Here is a 16,450-nt window from a genome sequence, read left to right as displayed (position 1 = left end):
AGGTTGCACGCTCGACTTACTTTTTTGCTAAAAAATGGAATGATTTTTTTTATTATAAGTTTCGGAATTACAACGCTTTATACTTTGATTTTTATACCCGAAGTGACTGCCAATTTTAGGGAAAATCCACTTTATTTCGTTGTTCCAATATTATCCTTTTTAGCTGTGGCCAATGTTCCTCGTTTGGTTTCTAAAAAGCAATATATGAAGGCATTGGTATTTTCCTCTTTGACAATGGCGTTTTTGCTGATTCTCGTTGCCTTGCAATTGTACCCAACGCTTTTGATTTCTACTATTGATCCGAAATATAGTGTTACCATTTATAATGCTGCTTCCTCACAAAAATCATTGGGAATAATGCTGACCATTGTTGTTATTGGAGCACCTTTATTAGGAGCTTATTTTTTCTTTTTGTACCGAACTTTTAACGGAAAAGTAGAATTAGATGATACTAGTTATTAGGTTGGTTTCGGTTGAAAAAAAAATATTCTTTGAATCTACCGAATACATTTGTTTCAATTGCTGTTGACTTTAGCCAAAGACAATTGAACTCGATATATTAAAGGGTATGATTTAGCTGTCTTTATCACTGAAAATTTTCCTGACAAACTACTCTCAATCTTCGTACCTTTGCACCTTAGAAAATACAAGAAAATGATTGAAATAGGAAAATACAATACGCTAACCATATTACGAGATACCAAAGTAGGTTTGTTTTTGGGCAATCCAGAAAAAGATCCAGAAGGAATTCACGATATACTTTTACCCAACAAATACGTTCCAAACGAATGGGAAATAGGCGAGGAGATCATTGTTTTTGTATATTTAGACCACGAAGAACGTCCTGTTGCTACTACATTAGAACCTTATATTTTATTGAATGAATTTGCACTTTTACGCGTGAATTACGTCAATCAAATCGGAGCTTTTATGGATTGGGGAATGGAAAAAGACATTCTAGTTCCGTTTAAAGAACAGGCTCGACCAATGGAAAAAGGAAAGCGGTATTTGGTTTACCTTTATATGGACGAGAAAACCAAACGTTTGGTAGCGTCTAGTAAAACGAATCAGTTCTTGAAAAATAATCATCTAACGGTTGAAAAAGGAGAGGAAGTCGATTTAATTGTTTCGCCTACCACCGAGCTTGGAATTAATGTCATCATCAATGAGCAACACAAAGGCTTGATGTATAAAGATGAGGTTTGTGACGATTCGATTCGTACTGGCGATAGAATGCGTGGTTACATCAAAACGATTCGTCCTGATAATAAAATTGATGTTGCGCTTCAAATTCAAGGTTATCAAAGCATTGAACTCAATGCAGATAAAATCCTAGACGAACTTCGTGCCAGTCGTGGTTTCTTGCGTTTAACGGATAATTCGCATCCCGAAGACATTAAAACGGTTTTAAAAATGAGCAAGAAAACCTTTAAAAAAGCCATTGGAGCTTTGTATAAAGAAAAACTAATCGAGATAAAAGAAGACGGAATTTATTTGGTTAAAGAATAAATATCTTTTAAATTATTTTGCCATAGATTAAATGGATGAAAAGGATTTTTTGTATTCTTTTTTGTATTTAAATCTGTGTAATCAGTGGCTTAAAAAAAGCACATATATTGATTCGTATAGAGAGTTAATTTTTTAAAAATATAAAATTGAGGAAGGTATAATGCTTTCCTTTTTTTATTAAATTTAAAATAAAGTCAATTACTTTTGGCTTAGCCAAAATAGAATAGTAGAATGTGTGAAAAATGATTTAATTTTACACTGAAATTAATTAAAAACAGAATCTAATGGATTGGATAACCGTCAAAGAATACGAAGATATAACCTATAAAAAATGCAATGGCGTTGCTAGAATAGCCTTCAATAGACCTAATGTTCGTAATGCTTTTCGTCCTAAAACTACTTCGGAATTGTACCAAGCATTCTATGATGCGCAAGAAGATACTTCAATAGGTGTTGTTTTGCTTTCAGCTGAAGGGCCTTCAACTAAAGATGGAATCTACTCATTTTGTAGCGGAGGAGACCAAAATGCTCGGGGTCACCAAGGTTATGTAGGTGATGATGGTCAACATCGTTTGAATATTCTTGAAGTGCAACGATTAATTCGATTTATGCCAAAAGTGGTTATTGCTGTAGTTCCAGGCTGGGCTGTTGGTGGCGGACATAGTTTGCACGTGGTTTGCGATTTGACTTTAGCAAGCAAAGAACACGCTATTTTTAAACAAACCGATGCCGATGTAACTAGTTTTGATGGTGGCTATGGTTCAGCTTATTTAGCAAAAATGGTCGGTCAGAAAAAAGCACGTGAGATTTTCTTCTTGGGTAGAAATTATTCCGCTCAAGAGGCGATGGAAATGGGAATGGTTAATGCAGTGATTCCACACGCCGAATTAGAAGATACCGCTTTTGAATGGGCGCAGGAAATATTGCAAAAGTCACCTACGTCTATAAAAATGCTAAAATTTGCGATGAATCTTACTGATGACGGAATGGTGGGACAACAAGTTTTTGCTGGCGAAGCTACCCGTTTAGCTTATATGACCGAAGAAGCAAAAGAAGGAAGAAATGCTTTCCTTGAAAAACGAAAACCCAACTTTGAAAAAAAATGGTTACCATAAAAAAGGAGTGTTCAGTTTTCAGTCGCAGTATTCAGTTGAGCAATATAATTGAAGAATTGTATTAGAAAACTTAGTGCCTTTGCGTTTTTGCGGTAAAAAAAAACAAAACTTTGCGCCTTCGTACCTTCGTGGCAAAAAGTGCCTTAAAAAATATAAAAATGAAACATTGGATTCAAGCTGCAAGATTAAGAACCTTGCCATTATCAGTTTCTGGAATTATAGTGGGAAGTATGTATGCGCTCAGACCTACTGATGCGATTGAAACACCAACAGATGTTTTCAGTTGGAGACTATTTGCCTTTGCTATATTGACTACTTTGGGTTTGCAAATTTTATCCAATTTTGCCAATGATTATGGCGATGGTATGAAAGGAACTGATAATGCCGACAGAGTTGGACCACAGCGAGCTATTCAAAGCGGTGTAATCACTCCCAAAGCAATGAAGCGTGCAATTATTATTACGTCGATTTTGACATTAATTTCTGCTATATTGTTGATTTATTTCGCTTTCGGAGAAACTAACCTTGGTTATTCCTTGTTTTATTTAGTATTGGGTATTTTGGCAATCGCTTCAGCTATTCGGTACACAGTTGGAAATACAGCTTATGGATATAGAGGTTTTGGCGACTTATTTGTGTTTGTGTTTTTTGGATTGGTTAGCACACTTGGTGTTAATTTTTTATATTCTAAGGAAATCGAATTGCTTTTAATTTTGCCAGCAACTGCCATCGGATTATTGAGTGTAGGAGTTTTAAATTTGAATAATATGCGTGATGAAGCATCAGATAGGAAATCAAATAAAAACACTATTGTGGTAAAAATTGGTGGAGAGAAAGCAAAGAAATATCACTATCTCCTAATTGTTTCCGCAATGGTTTCAGTATTAATATTCGCTATTTTGAGCGAATATCGTCTTGATCAATACTTGTTTTTGTTGGCTTTTATCCCTTTAATTAAACATTTAAATACGGTTTATAAAAATCAGAAATCAAGAGATTTAGATCCAGAATTAAAAAAAATAGCCTTGAGTACTTTTGCGCTTTCAATTCTCTTAGCGTTGTGTATGATTTCGTTAATTCCTGACCTAATTGTGAATCTCTTTTTTGGAGGAAGATAAATTTTAGTAATTAGTAAAGAGTAATTTGAGATTAGTTAAAAAAAATCACAGCAAATTATTTTTTACCAACTACTAATCACTAAAAAAAATAAAAATGAAAATAACATTCTACGGTCATTCCTCCTTGGGAATTGAAGTTAGCGGAAAGCGTATTTTGGTTGATCCTTATATTTCTGCCAATCCAAACGCTTCGCATATCAATATCAACGAATTAGAAGCAGATTATATTTTATTGACTCACGCTCACGGTGACCATATTCTTGATGTTGAATATATTGCAGGTAGAACCAATGCGGTTATTATTTCGAATTTTGAAATTGCCACTCATTTTGGGAACAAAGGATTAAAATCGCATCCTTTGAACCATGGCGGAAGTTGGATTTTCGACTTCGGAAAAGTAAAATATGTAAATGCAGTGCATTCTAGTTCTTTTCCTGACGGTAGTTATGGCGGAAATCCTGGTGGTTTTGTGATCGAAGGCGAACATAAAAACATCTATATTTCTGGTGATACAGCCCTCACAATGGATATGAAACTCATTCCGATTCGAACCAAATTGGATTTAGCAATTTTACCTATTGGAGGTAATTTTACAATGGATGTTGAAGACGCCATTATTGCTTCAGATTTTGTTGAATGTGACAAAATATTAGGTGTTCACTACGATACTTTTGGTTACATCGAAATTAATCACGAAGAATCTATTCATAAGTTTTTCGACAAAGGAAAGGATTTGATGCTATTAGAAATCGGCGAAAGCATTGAATTATAAAGATATTTGAAAGCAACTTATCACAAATATATTCTTCATTTCAAACGACCTTCGGGAACATCTCGTGGCGTTTTGACAGATAAAGAAACCTGGTTTATCATTCTCGAAAAAGAGGGTAAAAAAGGAATAGGCGAGTGTGGTATTTTGCGTGGATTAAGTGTTGATGATCGACCGGATTATGAAGAAAAATTACAGTGGACTTGCGCTAATATTCATCTCGGAAAAGAGGTTCTTTGGCAAGCTTTAATCGAGTTTCCTTCGATACAATTTGGAGTAGAAATGGCGTTCCATTCTTTAGTAAGTGAAACTCCATTTTTGCTCTTTCCTTCGAACTTCACGAATGGCGAAAAAAGCATCGAAATAAATGGTTTGGTTTGGATGGGTGAGGAGTTGTTTATGAAGCAACAAATTGAGGAAAAACTAGCTCAAGGTTTTAGTTGTATTAAACTAAAAATTGGGGCAATAGATTTTCATAAAGAATTGCAATTATTGCACTATATTCGGGAACATTTTACGCCAGAACAAGTAGAAATTAGAGTGGATGCTAATGGTGCATTTTCAAGAACTATGGCTTTAGATAAAATCACACAACTATCTGGTTTTAAAATTCATAGCATAGAGCAACCAATACAAAAAAATAACACTGACAGTATGGCAGAACTGTGTAAAACTACTCCAATACCTATTGCTTTGGACGAAGAGCTAATTGGCGTGTTTTCATTAGAAGAAAAAGAAGCTTTGTTGCAAAAAATTAGACCTCAATACATCATTTTAAAACCCAGTTTTATAGGTGGATTTCGAGGTACAAAAGAGTGGATTTCATTAGCCGAAAAGTATAAAATTGGTTGGTGGATTACTTCAGCTTTAGAGAGTAATATCGGTTTAAATGCCATCGCACAATGGACCTTTTTACAGCATAATTTGATGCCTCAGGGCTTAGGAACAGGAGCACTTTATACTAATAATTTTGATTGCCCTTTAGTCGTTTCAGAAGGTCGATTATGGTACAAAAAAGAACTAGAATGGGAATTTAATTTTGACTATTTCTCCAACACTTAATATATTTCATTTTATGATAAAACAACTAATTCACTCTAAAAGAAAACTATTTATGATTTGTATGCAAGTCCTAATTCTAGTCACTTTTGTGCAATGTAAAACAAACCAACTAACTATGCGACACAAGATTTTAGCACGACAAGAACGAAATGATTCTAGAAGTATGAAATTCACCAAACCTCCTTATTTAAAAAAAGGAGATACTATTATGATTGTAGCTCCAGCTGGTTTTGTTGCCGATTCTACTGAATTAGATCCCGGAATTGCTCTTGCCAAAAGTTGGGGACTTGAAGTGATTTTAGGCAAACACGTGTTTAGTAAACACAATCATTTTGCAGGAACAGACGAAGAGCGTCTTGGCGATATGCAATTAGCACTTGATAATAAGAATGTCAAGGCGATTTGGTGTTCAAGAGGGGGTTACGGAACGGTTCGTATTATTGACCAAATTGATTTTACAGCTTTCAAAAAAAATCCAAAATGGGTTATCGGTTTTTCTGATATTACCACTTTGCATACTCATATTCACAATCTTGGTATAGCGACCATTCACGCAACGATGCCAGGCGGAATGCATTCTGCTACCGATGAGGCTAAACAAACGCTGTATAAAGCTTTATTTGGCTATGACTATGGTTTTGAAATCCCAACTAATCCGTTGAATAAAAAAGGGGATGCCAAAGGTATTTTAATTGGTGGAAATTTGTCAATCATCAACTCAATGGTAGGAAGTGATTCCGAAATCAACACCTACGGCAAAATTCTGTTCATTGAAGATGTGGGTGAGGATTTGTATCGTGTGGATCGAATGATGTACACTTTAAAACGCAGTGGCTTGCTTAAAAATCTGAAGGCTTTAATTGTTGGTGATTTTAGTTATGATATTGCTAAAGACACTTTATTTGGAGGAAGTCATAGAGAAATCATACTGAATGCAGTAAAAGATTATAATTATCCAGTGATTTTTGACTTTCCTGGAGGTCATATTAAAGATAACCGAACTTTAATTTTTGGAAAGGAAATCAATATTGAAGTGAATGAATCTACTTCGAAAATTTACTATTCATTTTTGGATAATTGAAGCTATAAATTAAAAATAGCATTGTTATATTCAAAAAAATAATTCCCCAAATGTGATGGGGAATTATTTTATAAATTAGGATATTATTATCAAAATTATGCTTTTCTAAATTCTATAATGAATTTATTTTGATGAACTTTTCTCCGCTTGTCATTGAAATTCCACAACGTTTTGGAGCTGTAGTTTCATACGTGTTTCCACAAGTAGGACAGATGAAGTAGGTTGTAGGCAAGGTTTTGTCAGTATTGCTTTCTAAAGCTGCCAATGCTTTTTCGTAAAACGCTTTGTGTTTCTTTTCGGTTTTATAAGCATAATTAAAACTTACTAAAGCTAATTGATTGTCCGCATCATTGGCAATTTTAAGGAATGATGGATACATTTCAGCAACTTCATACGATTCGCCTTTAATTGCTTCTTGTAGGTTTTCTTTTGTAGTTTTTACTGTAACGTCAAGTACAACTGGTTCTACAACAACTCCCATTTCATCCATAACTGCTTTGTGATTTGCTGCGTGAATTTTTTCAGAGTTGGATGCTGCTTTGAATATCATTGCAATTTCATTATGGCCTTCTTCGGCTGCTTTTTTTGAAAAAGCGGCATATCTTGCGGTTGCATTTGATTCTCCTTTGAAAGCTGCTTGTAAATTTGCAATTGTTTTTGTTTTAGCATCTTCAACATTTACTGTTTCTTCTGCTTTTGAGTCTTTGTTTTCAACAGGAGTTTTCATCTCAGATTTGTTTTCTTCGTTGTTTTTACAAGAAAATAAAGAAATGCAGCTTGCTATGGCTAGAGTTGGAATAATTAATTTAGTTTTCATTTTTAAAATAGTTTAGAGTTAAATACAGTGCAAAGATGAGAACGTACTCCTTTTGCTTTACTTTGTATTTCCTTAAATTCGGCTAAATATTTTAGGAAGTAAATGTAATAATGAAGGATGAACCTTTATTTTCGATGCTTTCGATAGTGATTTTGATGTTCTGTAAATCACATAATCTTTTCACTATGGACAAGCCTAAACCATTTCCAGAAATATGGGAACTTCTGGAATTATCTGCCCTGAAAAAGCGGTTAAACAAATAAGGTAATTGTTTTTTTGAAATTCCAATGCCTTCGTCTTTTATAGTTAACGATTTGCTTTTGTCATTCCATTCGCAAAATATGTTTCCGTTTGGATGATTGTATTTAATGGCATTTATTATTAAATTATTTAAAATTCTTTCTAAAAGGCCAGCATCAGCTTTTACAATGCAATTTTGAGGAATTGAGACTTGAACTTTATTATTGTTGTTGTTGATTGAAGTGTGATGTGTATTTATGATTTTTTCGACAATATCCTTAAGTACTATATTTTCTTTTTTAGCCAAAATGATATTCGATTCTAGACGCGCTAGTTGTAGTAATTGATCAAACAAATGGGAAAGTCGATCCGTTTGAACAAGTACTTCTTTCATTTTTGACTCATACTGTTCTGGAGTTCTTTTTCTTCGCAGCAACACTTCAATAGTTCCTTTTATGGCAGTTAGTGGTGTGTGCATTTCGTGAGAAGCATCGGCTGTGAATTGTTTTTGTTGATGAATGCTGTAATCTAAACGATTTAATAATTCGTTGATAGTTGTTGCTAATTTGTGAATTTCGTCTTCATTTTCTGGTAAAGGAAGGCGAGAATTGATGTTAGTCTCATTAATTTTTGATGCGATATGAATTAATTCATTTACGGGAGCAATGGCTTTTGAAGCTACAAAAGAGATGATAGCATACAAAGTGCCAAGCATAATTACGTAGGTCAAGCATAACACAAGCAGAAGATTATGAAGTACGTTGAAAGATTCCTGTTGTGAAACACCAATAGTTAAATGACCAATTATTTTATTGTTTTCGTTAAAGATGGGGAATTGGCCTTGACGTATTCTTTGTTTGTTTATGATGGAGTTGTAAAAAGTTGTCTTTTCAATATTTGGATTAAACAAAAAATGGTTTTCTTGTAAATTTGCCGATTTAAAAATGGTGTGTTCGTTTAAATCAACAATTTGTAGAAAGGTTGGATTTACTTCTAATTGTTTGTGTTCTGCCTCTTCCCATTCGGGCATTTTGTTCATTAGAATATCGTTCCCTTTCCAATCAAGATTATTGAAAACCTCTTCTTTTTCAGTTGCGATATCATTATCTAAATGTTGATAAGAAGTGTAATAAACAACAGCATAAATCGCTACAAAAGCAATGGCTGTCAATGATGCAATGGCTGTTAAATTATATAAGGCTATCCTTTTTTTAAAACTAAGTTTCATTGGGTGTCATTAATTATGTAGCCAACTCCACGAATGGTTTGCACAAAAGATTCTTGGGATTTATCATCTAATTTTTTTCGTAAGCCATTGATAAATACATCAATAACCGAGGTATCATAATCAAAATGAATATCCCATACTTTTTCAATAATTCGTGTACGTCTACAGACTTTGCCGGTATTACGAAGTAAATATTCTAGTAAAGCAAATTCTTTTTGGGTAAGTTGAACTGGAATTCCATTTTTGGTAACTTGGTGAACATCGATGTTCATTTCTATATTTCCTGATTTAAAAATATTTTGTTCACCCACTTTATTTCGGAGTAAAACTCTAATTCGGGCTAATAACTCTTCGAATACAAAAGGTTTTTTGAGGTAGTCATTAGCACCTGTTTCTAGTCCAAAAACAGTATCATCGACAGTATCTTTGGCGGTTAAAAAAATAATGGGAACACTTTCGTTTTCGACACGGATGCTTCTACAAATTTCAATTCCGCTAATTCCGGGCAACATCCAATCGAGTAAAATAATATCATATTCGGTGCCATTATCCATAGCCATTTCGAGACCTTGTCTTCCATTATGGGCAACATCTACTGCAAATCCTTCCTCTTCCAGTCCTTCTTTCAAAAAACTGGCAATTGCTAATTCGTCTTCTACTAATAAAATTCTCATAAGGCTAATTTAGGGAATTTATATCTATTTTTAATTCTCGTTTTCAATATCAGTATTTGAAAAATCAGGAAGGCCTAATTCTACTCCAGCTCCGTGTTTATATACAAGTTGTCCACCAAGATAACCAGTTCTAGCAATCGCTCCAATTGTAGCTGCGAATAGAATTATACTTAGAATTTTGATCCAATTTTTAGAATAATTTAAAAAATATACTCCAATATAAATAAGTGCTGTTGCAATAGTTAACCATAAAGCTATGGTAGCTGCTTGTTCGTGCAATTCGATAGCTTTTCCTAGAGTTCCTTCTTCAATACCATCTCCTGCGGCATTTCCTGAAAGGTAGGATGCAATTGTTCCTAAAGTTCCTATTAGCAATAAGTAAAATGCTGCCTGATGGAAAAAAGGTTTTTTAATAAAAACAGCAATTATTTCTGATAGAAAACCTATTAGTAATAGTGCTATGGGAAAATGAATAACCATAGCATGAAGGTGGGTAGAAGTTATCATATTTTTTTATGCAAAGATGCGATGAGAAAAGGTAAAAAATGACTAGTTTCTCCTTAAGATTACTTTAAAATTTCTGTAACTTATTCAACCTGTTTTATTTTTAAAGTATCAATTGTCTCTAGTTTTAGTTGGAGGAATGAGATTTGCAGCCTTTTTTGGTTAAAGCCAATTTATATTCTCCTAATGCTAAAACTGAAGACAATTCAATTTTTTAGATAGACTTAAGTTTTAATTTCTTTTCTTTTTCCTAAAATACTTTTTTATCAAATCGCTTAACGATGTTATGTTTACTGGTTTCGATATATAATCAGTACAACCTGCTGCGATAGCATTATCTCGATCACTTTCCATCCCATTAGCAGTTTGTGCTATTATTATTAAGTTTTCGTTGAATTCTCGAATTAGTTTCGTGGCTTCATATCCGCCCATTTCTGGCATATTAATATCCATCATCACTAAATCAATATCAGGATTTGATCGACACGTTTCAACAGCTTCGATGCCAGTACTTACCTTCAAAATGTCTTTACTATATGGTTTTACTGCGATAGTTATGAGCAATTTTGATATAGCATCATCTTCAACAATCAATATTTTAAGGTTTTTAACTTTATTTTCTTCTTTATTTTTTGTTTTTTCTTTTTTGACTTTATTTTTTTTCTCTAATTCAAATCCATCTTTATAAGGAATGGTAAAATAGAACGTACTTCCAATTCCTATTTTGCTTTCGACCCAAATTTTTCCACCTAGCATTTCTACATAGGCTTTCGAAATAGCTAGTCCTAAGCCTGATCCTTCGTGAGTTCGGGTCATTGTTTCGTTTGCTTGTCTGAACCTTTCGAAAATCATTTTTTGTTGTGATAAAGAAATGCCTAAACCAGAATCTTTTACAAAAAACTCTAGGAATTTATCTTTTTTGACACAGCCAAATTCTATAGAACCTGTATTAGTAAATTTGATGGCATTTTTTACAAGATTAGTGAGGATAGCGTAGATTTTCTCCTTATCAGTTAAAACAATGCAATTCTGATTAGATAATTGTTCTTTGACCAAAAGTTTTATTCCTTTTTGTTTAGTTTCAGGTTTGAAAAAAGTATTCAGGTATCCAATTTGCTCATTTATATTGGTTTCGCTAAGTTTAATTTCTATTTGTCCTGATTCTACTTTTGATATATTGATGATGTCATTGATAATATTAAGCATTCGTTTTCCACTTTTTTCAATGATTTCAATGTATTCTTGTTGTTCTTCTCCAGTTAATTTTGGTTCTTTCAAAAGTTCTGTAAAGCCAAGTATTCCGTTCATTGGAGTTCGAATTTCATGACTCATATTTGCAAGAAATGCTAATTTTAATCGGTCACTTTCTTCAGCTTTATTTTTTGCTTTAATTAATTCAATGTCAGTTTTTTTGCGACTAGTTATGTCTTCCTTGATAGCAATAAAATGGGTGATTTGACCTTGTGCATTTACGATAGGAGATATGGATGCAGATTCCCAATAAAGGTCTCCATTTTTTTTCATATTGTGAAACTCTCCATGCCATTCTTTTCCAGCAGCAAGGGTTTTCCATAATTCTTTATATTCTTCTGGAGATGTGTATCCCGATTTCAAAACGCGAGGATTTTGTCCTATAACTTCATCTAAACTGTAGCCAGTAGTTTCTACAAATTTTGGATTTGCATACTCAATTTCACCTTTTGTATTTGTAATTACTATTGTTACTGGACTTTGTTCTACAGCCCGAGAAAGCTGTCTGATTTTTTCTTGGGTTTGTTTACGCTCTGTAATATCGTGAACAATTACTTGTACGGCAGCTTTATGATCATATATCGTTGGAATTGCTTTTATTTCTACATCAATACTATTTCCATTCAAATCAACAAATTTCTCTTCAACAGTTGCCGAGGCATTATTGTCCATTACAACTTCTTTCATTCTTTTAATGATACTGTTTTTGCTTTCAGGATGAATAAATTGTAAAATAGGTTTTCCTATTATTTCGGATCTGTTTTTCGCACCAATCATTCTCAAACCTTCATCATTGATGTAAACAATTTTTTCATCGGAATAAAGCACAATACCATCAGGTGACCCTTCTACTAAACCTCGATATTTCTCTTCGCTTTCGCGTAACTTTTCTTCATAAATTTTTTCTTCAGTAACATCTTGAATAGTCCCTATTAATTGTAATGGTTCCTTTTTTTCGTTATAAATAATCTCGCCTAATCCGTGTACCCATCGCTCTTGTTTATTATCCGCTTTAATGATTTTATATTCTTTATTAAAACTATTTTTTTTGCCAATGACTTCATTTTTTAAATGGTTTTCGATGGTTTGTTTCCATTCAGGATGGATGAGTGATTTCCAACCTTCTATAGTCCAATCAAAATTTTTATCAATACCAAAAACAGTTTCGAGTATAGAGTTACTTGTCCATTTTCCGGATTTAAAATCTAATGAGTAGGAACCTATTTTTGCAATAATCTGGGTTTGTTTTAAAAACTCCTGGTTTTCTCGTAATTTTTCTTCAGAAATTTTACGGTCTGTAATATCAGTAATATAGCCATGCCAAACTACTGACCCGTCTTCTTCTTTTTGAGGTATAGAATTACCTAATACGAAAAGAATTGTACCATTTTTGTGCTTAACTCGATATTCTTTATTCCAAAGAGTTAAATTCTTCGCTGATTCCTGAATTGATTCGCTAACAGTTTCAAGGTCTTCAGGGTGAATATTTGCAAATACTTTAGATGCATCTTCCTTAACATCATCAGGATATACATCGTAAATTTGTTTTATTCCATCACTAGCATAAGGAAAACAGGAACTGCCATCAGGGCGTAATAGGTATTGATAAACTACCCCTGGCACACGACTGGTGATTTTTCTGATAAGGTTCAATGAGTCTTCTTGTACTTTTTCTACTTTTTTTCTTTCTGTTATATCTTGGCAGGTACCTTCGGCACGTATTGCATTTCCTTTATTGTCAATAACTATTTTCCAACGCTGCTCAACATATTTTAAGCTGCCATCAGGAGTTATAATTCTATGTTCGACCGAATTGATAGTATTCGTTTTTATGGAATGGATAAATTTAGACTCTATTATTTTTTGATCATCGGGATGAACAAATGACATAAAAAGCTCTAATGTCAAAGCGGTCTTTTCTGGATTCAATCCGAAAATGCGATAAATTTCAGTTGACCAAACAACATTTTTAAAAGTTAAGTCTGTCTCCCAACTACCTACTTTCGCAACTTTTTGTGCATCTAATAATCTTGATTCACTGATCTTTAGTTTTTCCTCGTTTAGTTTTCGTTCAGTTATATCAGTAATAATTCCAATAGTATTAACTGTTTTATTATTTCTATCCTTGATGGCTGATGTGGATATTTCTCCCCAAAAAAAGGATTTGTCTTTTCTTATAAATCGTTTTTCGAGTTGGTATCTATCTATCTTTCCTTCAATAATTTGATTAAACAGCATATTGCTTTTTTCTAAATCATCAGGATGAGTTATATCAGCTCGGCCCAATTTATTCATTTCAGCTCTAGTATAACCCAATACTTCCATTAGCCAATTGTTGAAAAGTAAATATTTACCTCTCAAATCGGTCAATATGATTCCTGAATTAGCTAGGTCAAAAACACCTCTTAGTTTTTCTTGGCTTTTTTGGAGTGCTTGCTCTGATTTTTTACGGGTTGTTATATCACGTGCTAAAAGGATAAAGTGTTTGTCTTTATCCAGACCGTTTTCTATAGGAGACACAGATAATTCAAACCAAAAAATCCCTTTTTTTAAATCGAGAGAATATTGTTTTCCATAAGACCATCCTTTTTCATTGGCTTCATTAATTGCTTCAAAACAAACTTTTGCTGCATCATTAGGCAAGATATCTTGAAATAATTTCCCCATAAACTCACTAGGAGAAACGGCAAGAAAGTCATCACGATGGGATTGATAATGATAAATCCTACCATCAAAACCTACTTCAAACAATAAATCAGGAATAGCTTCAAGAATAGTTGTTAGGCTTTCGTTAGCTTTTTTGATGTTATTTTCCATCTGCTTACGCTCAGTAACATCCCTTATTATGCTCAATATTGCAGGCTCATCAAAATTGTTTAAAAAAATATTTTCAATTTCAACATTTCTCTTGTTTCCATTTTTGGTTTTGACTACTGTTTTAAAATTTATACTTCCAGTAGTTTGTATCTTTTCAATTCTAGATTCTAATTTTTTATCTGAAATAGATTCTATGTCTTTAACATTTAATGATAATAATTCATTTTTTGTATAACCAAAAAGTTTAATTGCTGCGGGGTTTGCTTCTATGAAATTACTTATTTTTCCATCTTTTCCTATTCTATATAGGATAATACTATCCTTGTTAGATTCAAAAATAGCTTGATTTATTTCGTCTTTAATTATTGAGGTTTCTTCAACTTTCTTATCAAGAATGTCTGTGGGTTTTATTTTCGATTTATCATCTTTCATAATTATTCGGAGTTGATAATTATCTATTTTCTTTGCAGCTTAATTTTAATTTTTCTGTTGCTATATTTAATTAAGCAATAAATTTCATTGCGATTTTGCTTAGAAAATGTTTTTTAAAGAAGCTATTATTTAACATTCTAGTTACTTGAGGTACATACAATACTCTTTGAATTCAATATTTATCTTTCTTCAATCTATTTTTTCAATGGTCTAGTATTAAAAAAGATAAATCTTTTAATGTTTTTTTTAAATAGCTCTATAAAAACAGAGCTATTGCACTCAAATTTAATAAAAAATAATCAAAATTAAACGGATGTTTTTAATACATTTTCAAATATTACCGTTAAGTCTAAAAAAGTCAGCAAGATAAATTGCTTTTTTAGCTAGTCGTATTTTTTTCGATGTACATTTTTAAAGAAAAACGAGCTTGTTGCTGGATTTTTTTCTGCATATAACCAGTCCAGCCCAAAAGCAATCCTTTGAATCCAAATGCTTGTTGAGCCCATTTCCAAATGTCAAAATCATCAGTGTGTTTGATAATTAATCCATCCTTAAAATGAAAATGTGCTTGAACACTATTGACCACATTTCTATTCGTTTTGCTAAATTTGTAAGTTGCAATCCATCGAGCAGAACCCAAATAATCGTCTGCTTTTACATCAGAAAATTCAATTTGAATATTTCCGTTGCTTTTTTCGATAAGCATTTTCCACATTTGGCAAACTTCGTTTCCTTTTAATATTCCAAAAGCGGGATCAATAAATTGTGCATTTTCATGATAACACTCGCACATTTGGGATGCATTTGCATTAGCAAAAGCATTGTAGAATTTAATAATTGTATTTTCGTTTGGGGTCATTTCGAAAAATTTAAAAGTAAAAATAATAAATTTTTTAAGACGAAATTGTTTTTTTGTAGGTAATAAATTTTTTGAAACCCCAAAATAAAGTATTGATTAAACCACCTTATAATTTAGATATCTAGGATTCTAATTGTAAAGTGCTATAATTTCTTTGGCAGTATTGTACATTACAGTATTTGTATTGTTGTCAGTTTTAAAAGTAGTCTTTTTATTAAATGCAGAAAAATTCCCTATTTGACTACTGAATTTTTTCGGATTTCCGGCTATGTTAAATCGAAGTGATTGAATATCAGACTTTTTCAACTTGTTCATTTCAATTGCTGAAAAGGTATAATAGCTTATGATTTGGTCGTCAATGTTTTTCTGAATTCCCTTGTCAGTACAAACAATAATTGAATTATCTGAAAGGTAAACATAAAGTGTTCCTACTATTTTAAAAGACGGATTGGTAGTTTGAACGGTTAATTTTAAAGTTCCACCTTTATCAGTTTTTGCAATTTGAATTTTTGTAATTCCGGTTAATGCATAATTTTCACAGATAAAGTCCCAAGTAGTTGTTGTAGGATATTGTTCGGATATTTTTTTGGTAGTTAATTCCTGACTGAAAGTAGGTTTTGAGAATACCAAAAACAGCAATAATAACAGTTTGCGATTGATTTGCATTGTATTTTTTTAAATTTATTGGTAACTTGATGAATAGAAATACATCATTAAATAATACTTACAAACTTAAAGGGATAATTCCTTTTTTGAATATCGCTTAGGTTATTTTTAACAATAAATTCGGGTCGGGACAATTTTCTAAATAATATTCCAAAGTTTTTTTGCTACAAACTCCTGGATAATCAGCAAAATTATTCTCTATGTTTTTAATAATCTGAAAATGCAAATGAGGAGAATAACCACCATTAACAGATGCATCTCCTAATCTTGCCAAAGTTTGCCCTTTCTTGAAAATGGAACCAATTTCG

At 32.6% G+C, this 16,450-nt stretch carries 14 protein-coding genes and 1 pseudogene; 7 read left to right on the top strand and 8 right to left on the bottom strand.

Annotated elements, in window-relative coordinates:
* From PHC28_RS06110 to PHC28_RS06080, 7 genes are all read left to right on the top strand, one after another.
* A partial coding sequence (locus PHC28_RS06110) for a cytochrome d ubiquinol oxidase subunit II (protein ID WP_300097339.1) occupies positions 1–462 on the top strand: 462 nt, incomplete at its 5' end.
* Positions 463–654: 192 nt separating this feature from the next.
* Entirely contained in the window at positions 655–1,509 is an 855-nt protein-coding gene (locus PHC28_RS06105) for a S1-like domain-containing RNA-binding protein (RefSeq protein WP_300097337.1), read from the top strand.
* 284 nt (positions 1,510–1,793) lie between these two features.
* Positions 1,794–2,624, top strand: a complete 831-nt coding sequence (locus PHC28_RS06100) for a 1,4-dihydroxy-2-naphthoyl-CoA synthase (RefSeq protein WP_300097335.1) — start codon at positions 1,794–1,796, stop codon at positions 2,622–2,624.
* Positions 2,625–2,782: 158 nt separating this feature from the next.
* Entirely contained in the window at positions 2,783–3,742 is a 960-nt protein-coding gene (menA, locus tag PHC28_RS06095) for a 1,4-dihydroxy-2-naphthoate octaprenyltransferase (protein ID WP_300097333.1), read from the top strand.
* A 94-nt stretch (positions 3,743–3,836) separates the two neighbouring features.
* Positions 3,837–4,514 carry a metal-dependent hydrolase gene (locus PHC28_RS06090; RefSeq protein WP_300097331.1) on the top strand — a complete coding sequence of 226 codons (678 nt, stop codon included), beginning with the start codon at positions 3,837–3,839 and terminating at the stop codon, positions 4,512–4,514.
* A gap of 6 nt (positions 4,515–4,520) precedes the next feature.
* Positions 4,521–5,573, top strand: coding sequence for an o-succinylbenzoate synthase (locus PHC28_RS06085; protein ID WP_300097329.1), 1,053 nt, complete (start codon positions 4,521–4,523; stop codon positions 5,571–5,573).
* Between the two features lie 115 nt (positions 5,574–5,688).
* Positions 5,689–6,654, top strand: coding sequence for an LD-carboxypeptidase (locus tag PHC28_RS06080; RefSeq protein WP_300097327.1), 966 nt, complete (start codon positions 5,689–5,691; stop codon positions 6,652–6,654).
* A gap of 112 nt (positions 6,655–6,766) precedes the next feature.
* Here PHC28_RS06080 and PHC28_RS06075 read toward each other — a convergent pair whose 3' ends face one another.
* The 8 genes and pseudogenes from PHC28_RS06075 to PHC28_RS06040 all read right to left on the bottom strand — a co-directional run.
* Positions 6,767–7,471 (bottom strand): ferritin family protein, encoded by a 705-nt coding sequence (locus tag PHC28_RS06075; RefSeq protein ID WP_300097325.1) that lies wholly within the window; start codon positions 7,469–7,471, stop codon positions 6,767–6,769.
* A 91-nt stretch (positions 7,472–7,562) separates the two neighbouring features.
* Positions 7,563–8,939, bottom strand: coding sequence for a cell wall metabolism sensor histidine kinase WalK (locus PHC28_RS06070; RefSeq protein WP_300097323.1), 1,377 nt, complete (start codon positions 8,937–8,939; stop codon positions 7,563–7,565).
* Positions 8,936–9,613, bottom strand: a complete 678-nt coding sequence (locus PHC28_RS06065; protein ID WP_300097321.1) for a response regulator transcription factor — start codon at positions 9,611–9,613, stop codon at positions 8,936–8,938. Before PHC28_RS06065 ends, PHC28_RS06070 begins: the two co-directional genes overlap by 4 nt.
* A 30-nt stretch (positions 9,614–9,643) precedes the next feature.
* Positions 9,644–10,120 (bottom strand): DUF2231 domain-containing protein, encoded by a 477-nt coding sequence (locus tag PHC28_RS06060; protein WP_300097319.1) that lies wholly within the window; start codon positions 10,118–10,120, stop codon positions 9,644–9,646.
* 228 nt (positions 10,121–10,348) lie between these two features.
* A complete protein-coding gene (locus tag PHC28_RS06055) occupies positions 10,349–14,617 on the bottom strand; it encodes a PAS domain S-box protein (protein WP_300097317.1) in 4,269 nt (1,422 codons plus the stop codon).
* 379 nt (positions 14,618–14,996) lie between these two features.
* Complete coding sequence (locus PHC28_RS06050; protein ID WP_300097315.1) at positions 14,997–15,476, bottom strand: nuclear transport factor 2 family protein; 480 nt, start codon at positions 15,474–15,476, stop codon at positions 14,997–14,999.
* Positions 15,477–15,605: 129 nt separating this feature from the next.
* Positions 15,606–16,142 carry a hypothetical protein gene (locus PHC28_RS06045; protein ID WP_300097313.1) on the bottom strand — a complete coding sequence of 179 codons (537 nt, stop codon included), beginning with the start codon at positions 16,140–16,142 and terminating at the stop codon, positions 15,606–15,608.
* 97 nt (positions 16,143–16,239) lie between these two features.
* Positions 16,240–16,450 (bottom strand): annotated as a pseudogene (locus tag PHC28_RS06040) (peptidase M23); the annotation flags it as partial.

The sequence above is a fragment of the Flavobacterium sp. genome (assembly GCF_028712645.1).
Taxonomy (GTDB): Bacteria; Bacteroidota; Bacteroidia; order Flavobacteriales; family Flavobacteriaceae; genus Flavobacterium.
Note: the sequence above shows the minus strand (reverse complement) of the source record. Positions and strands in the feature narration are given on the sequence as shown.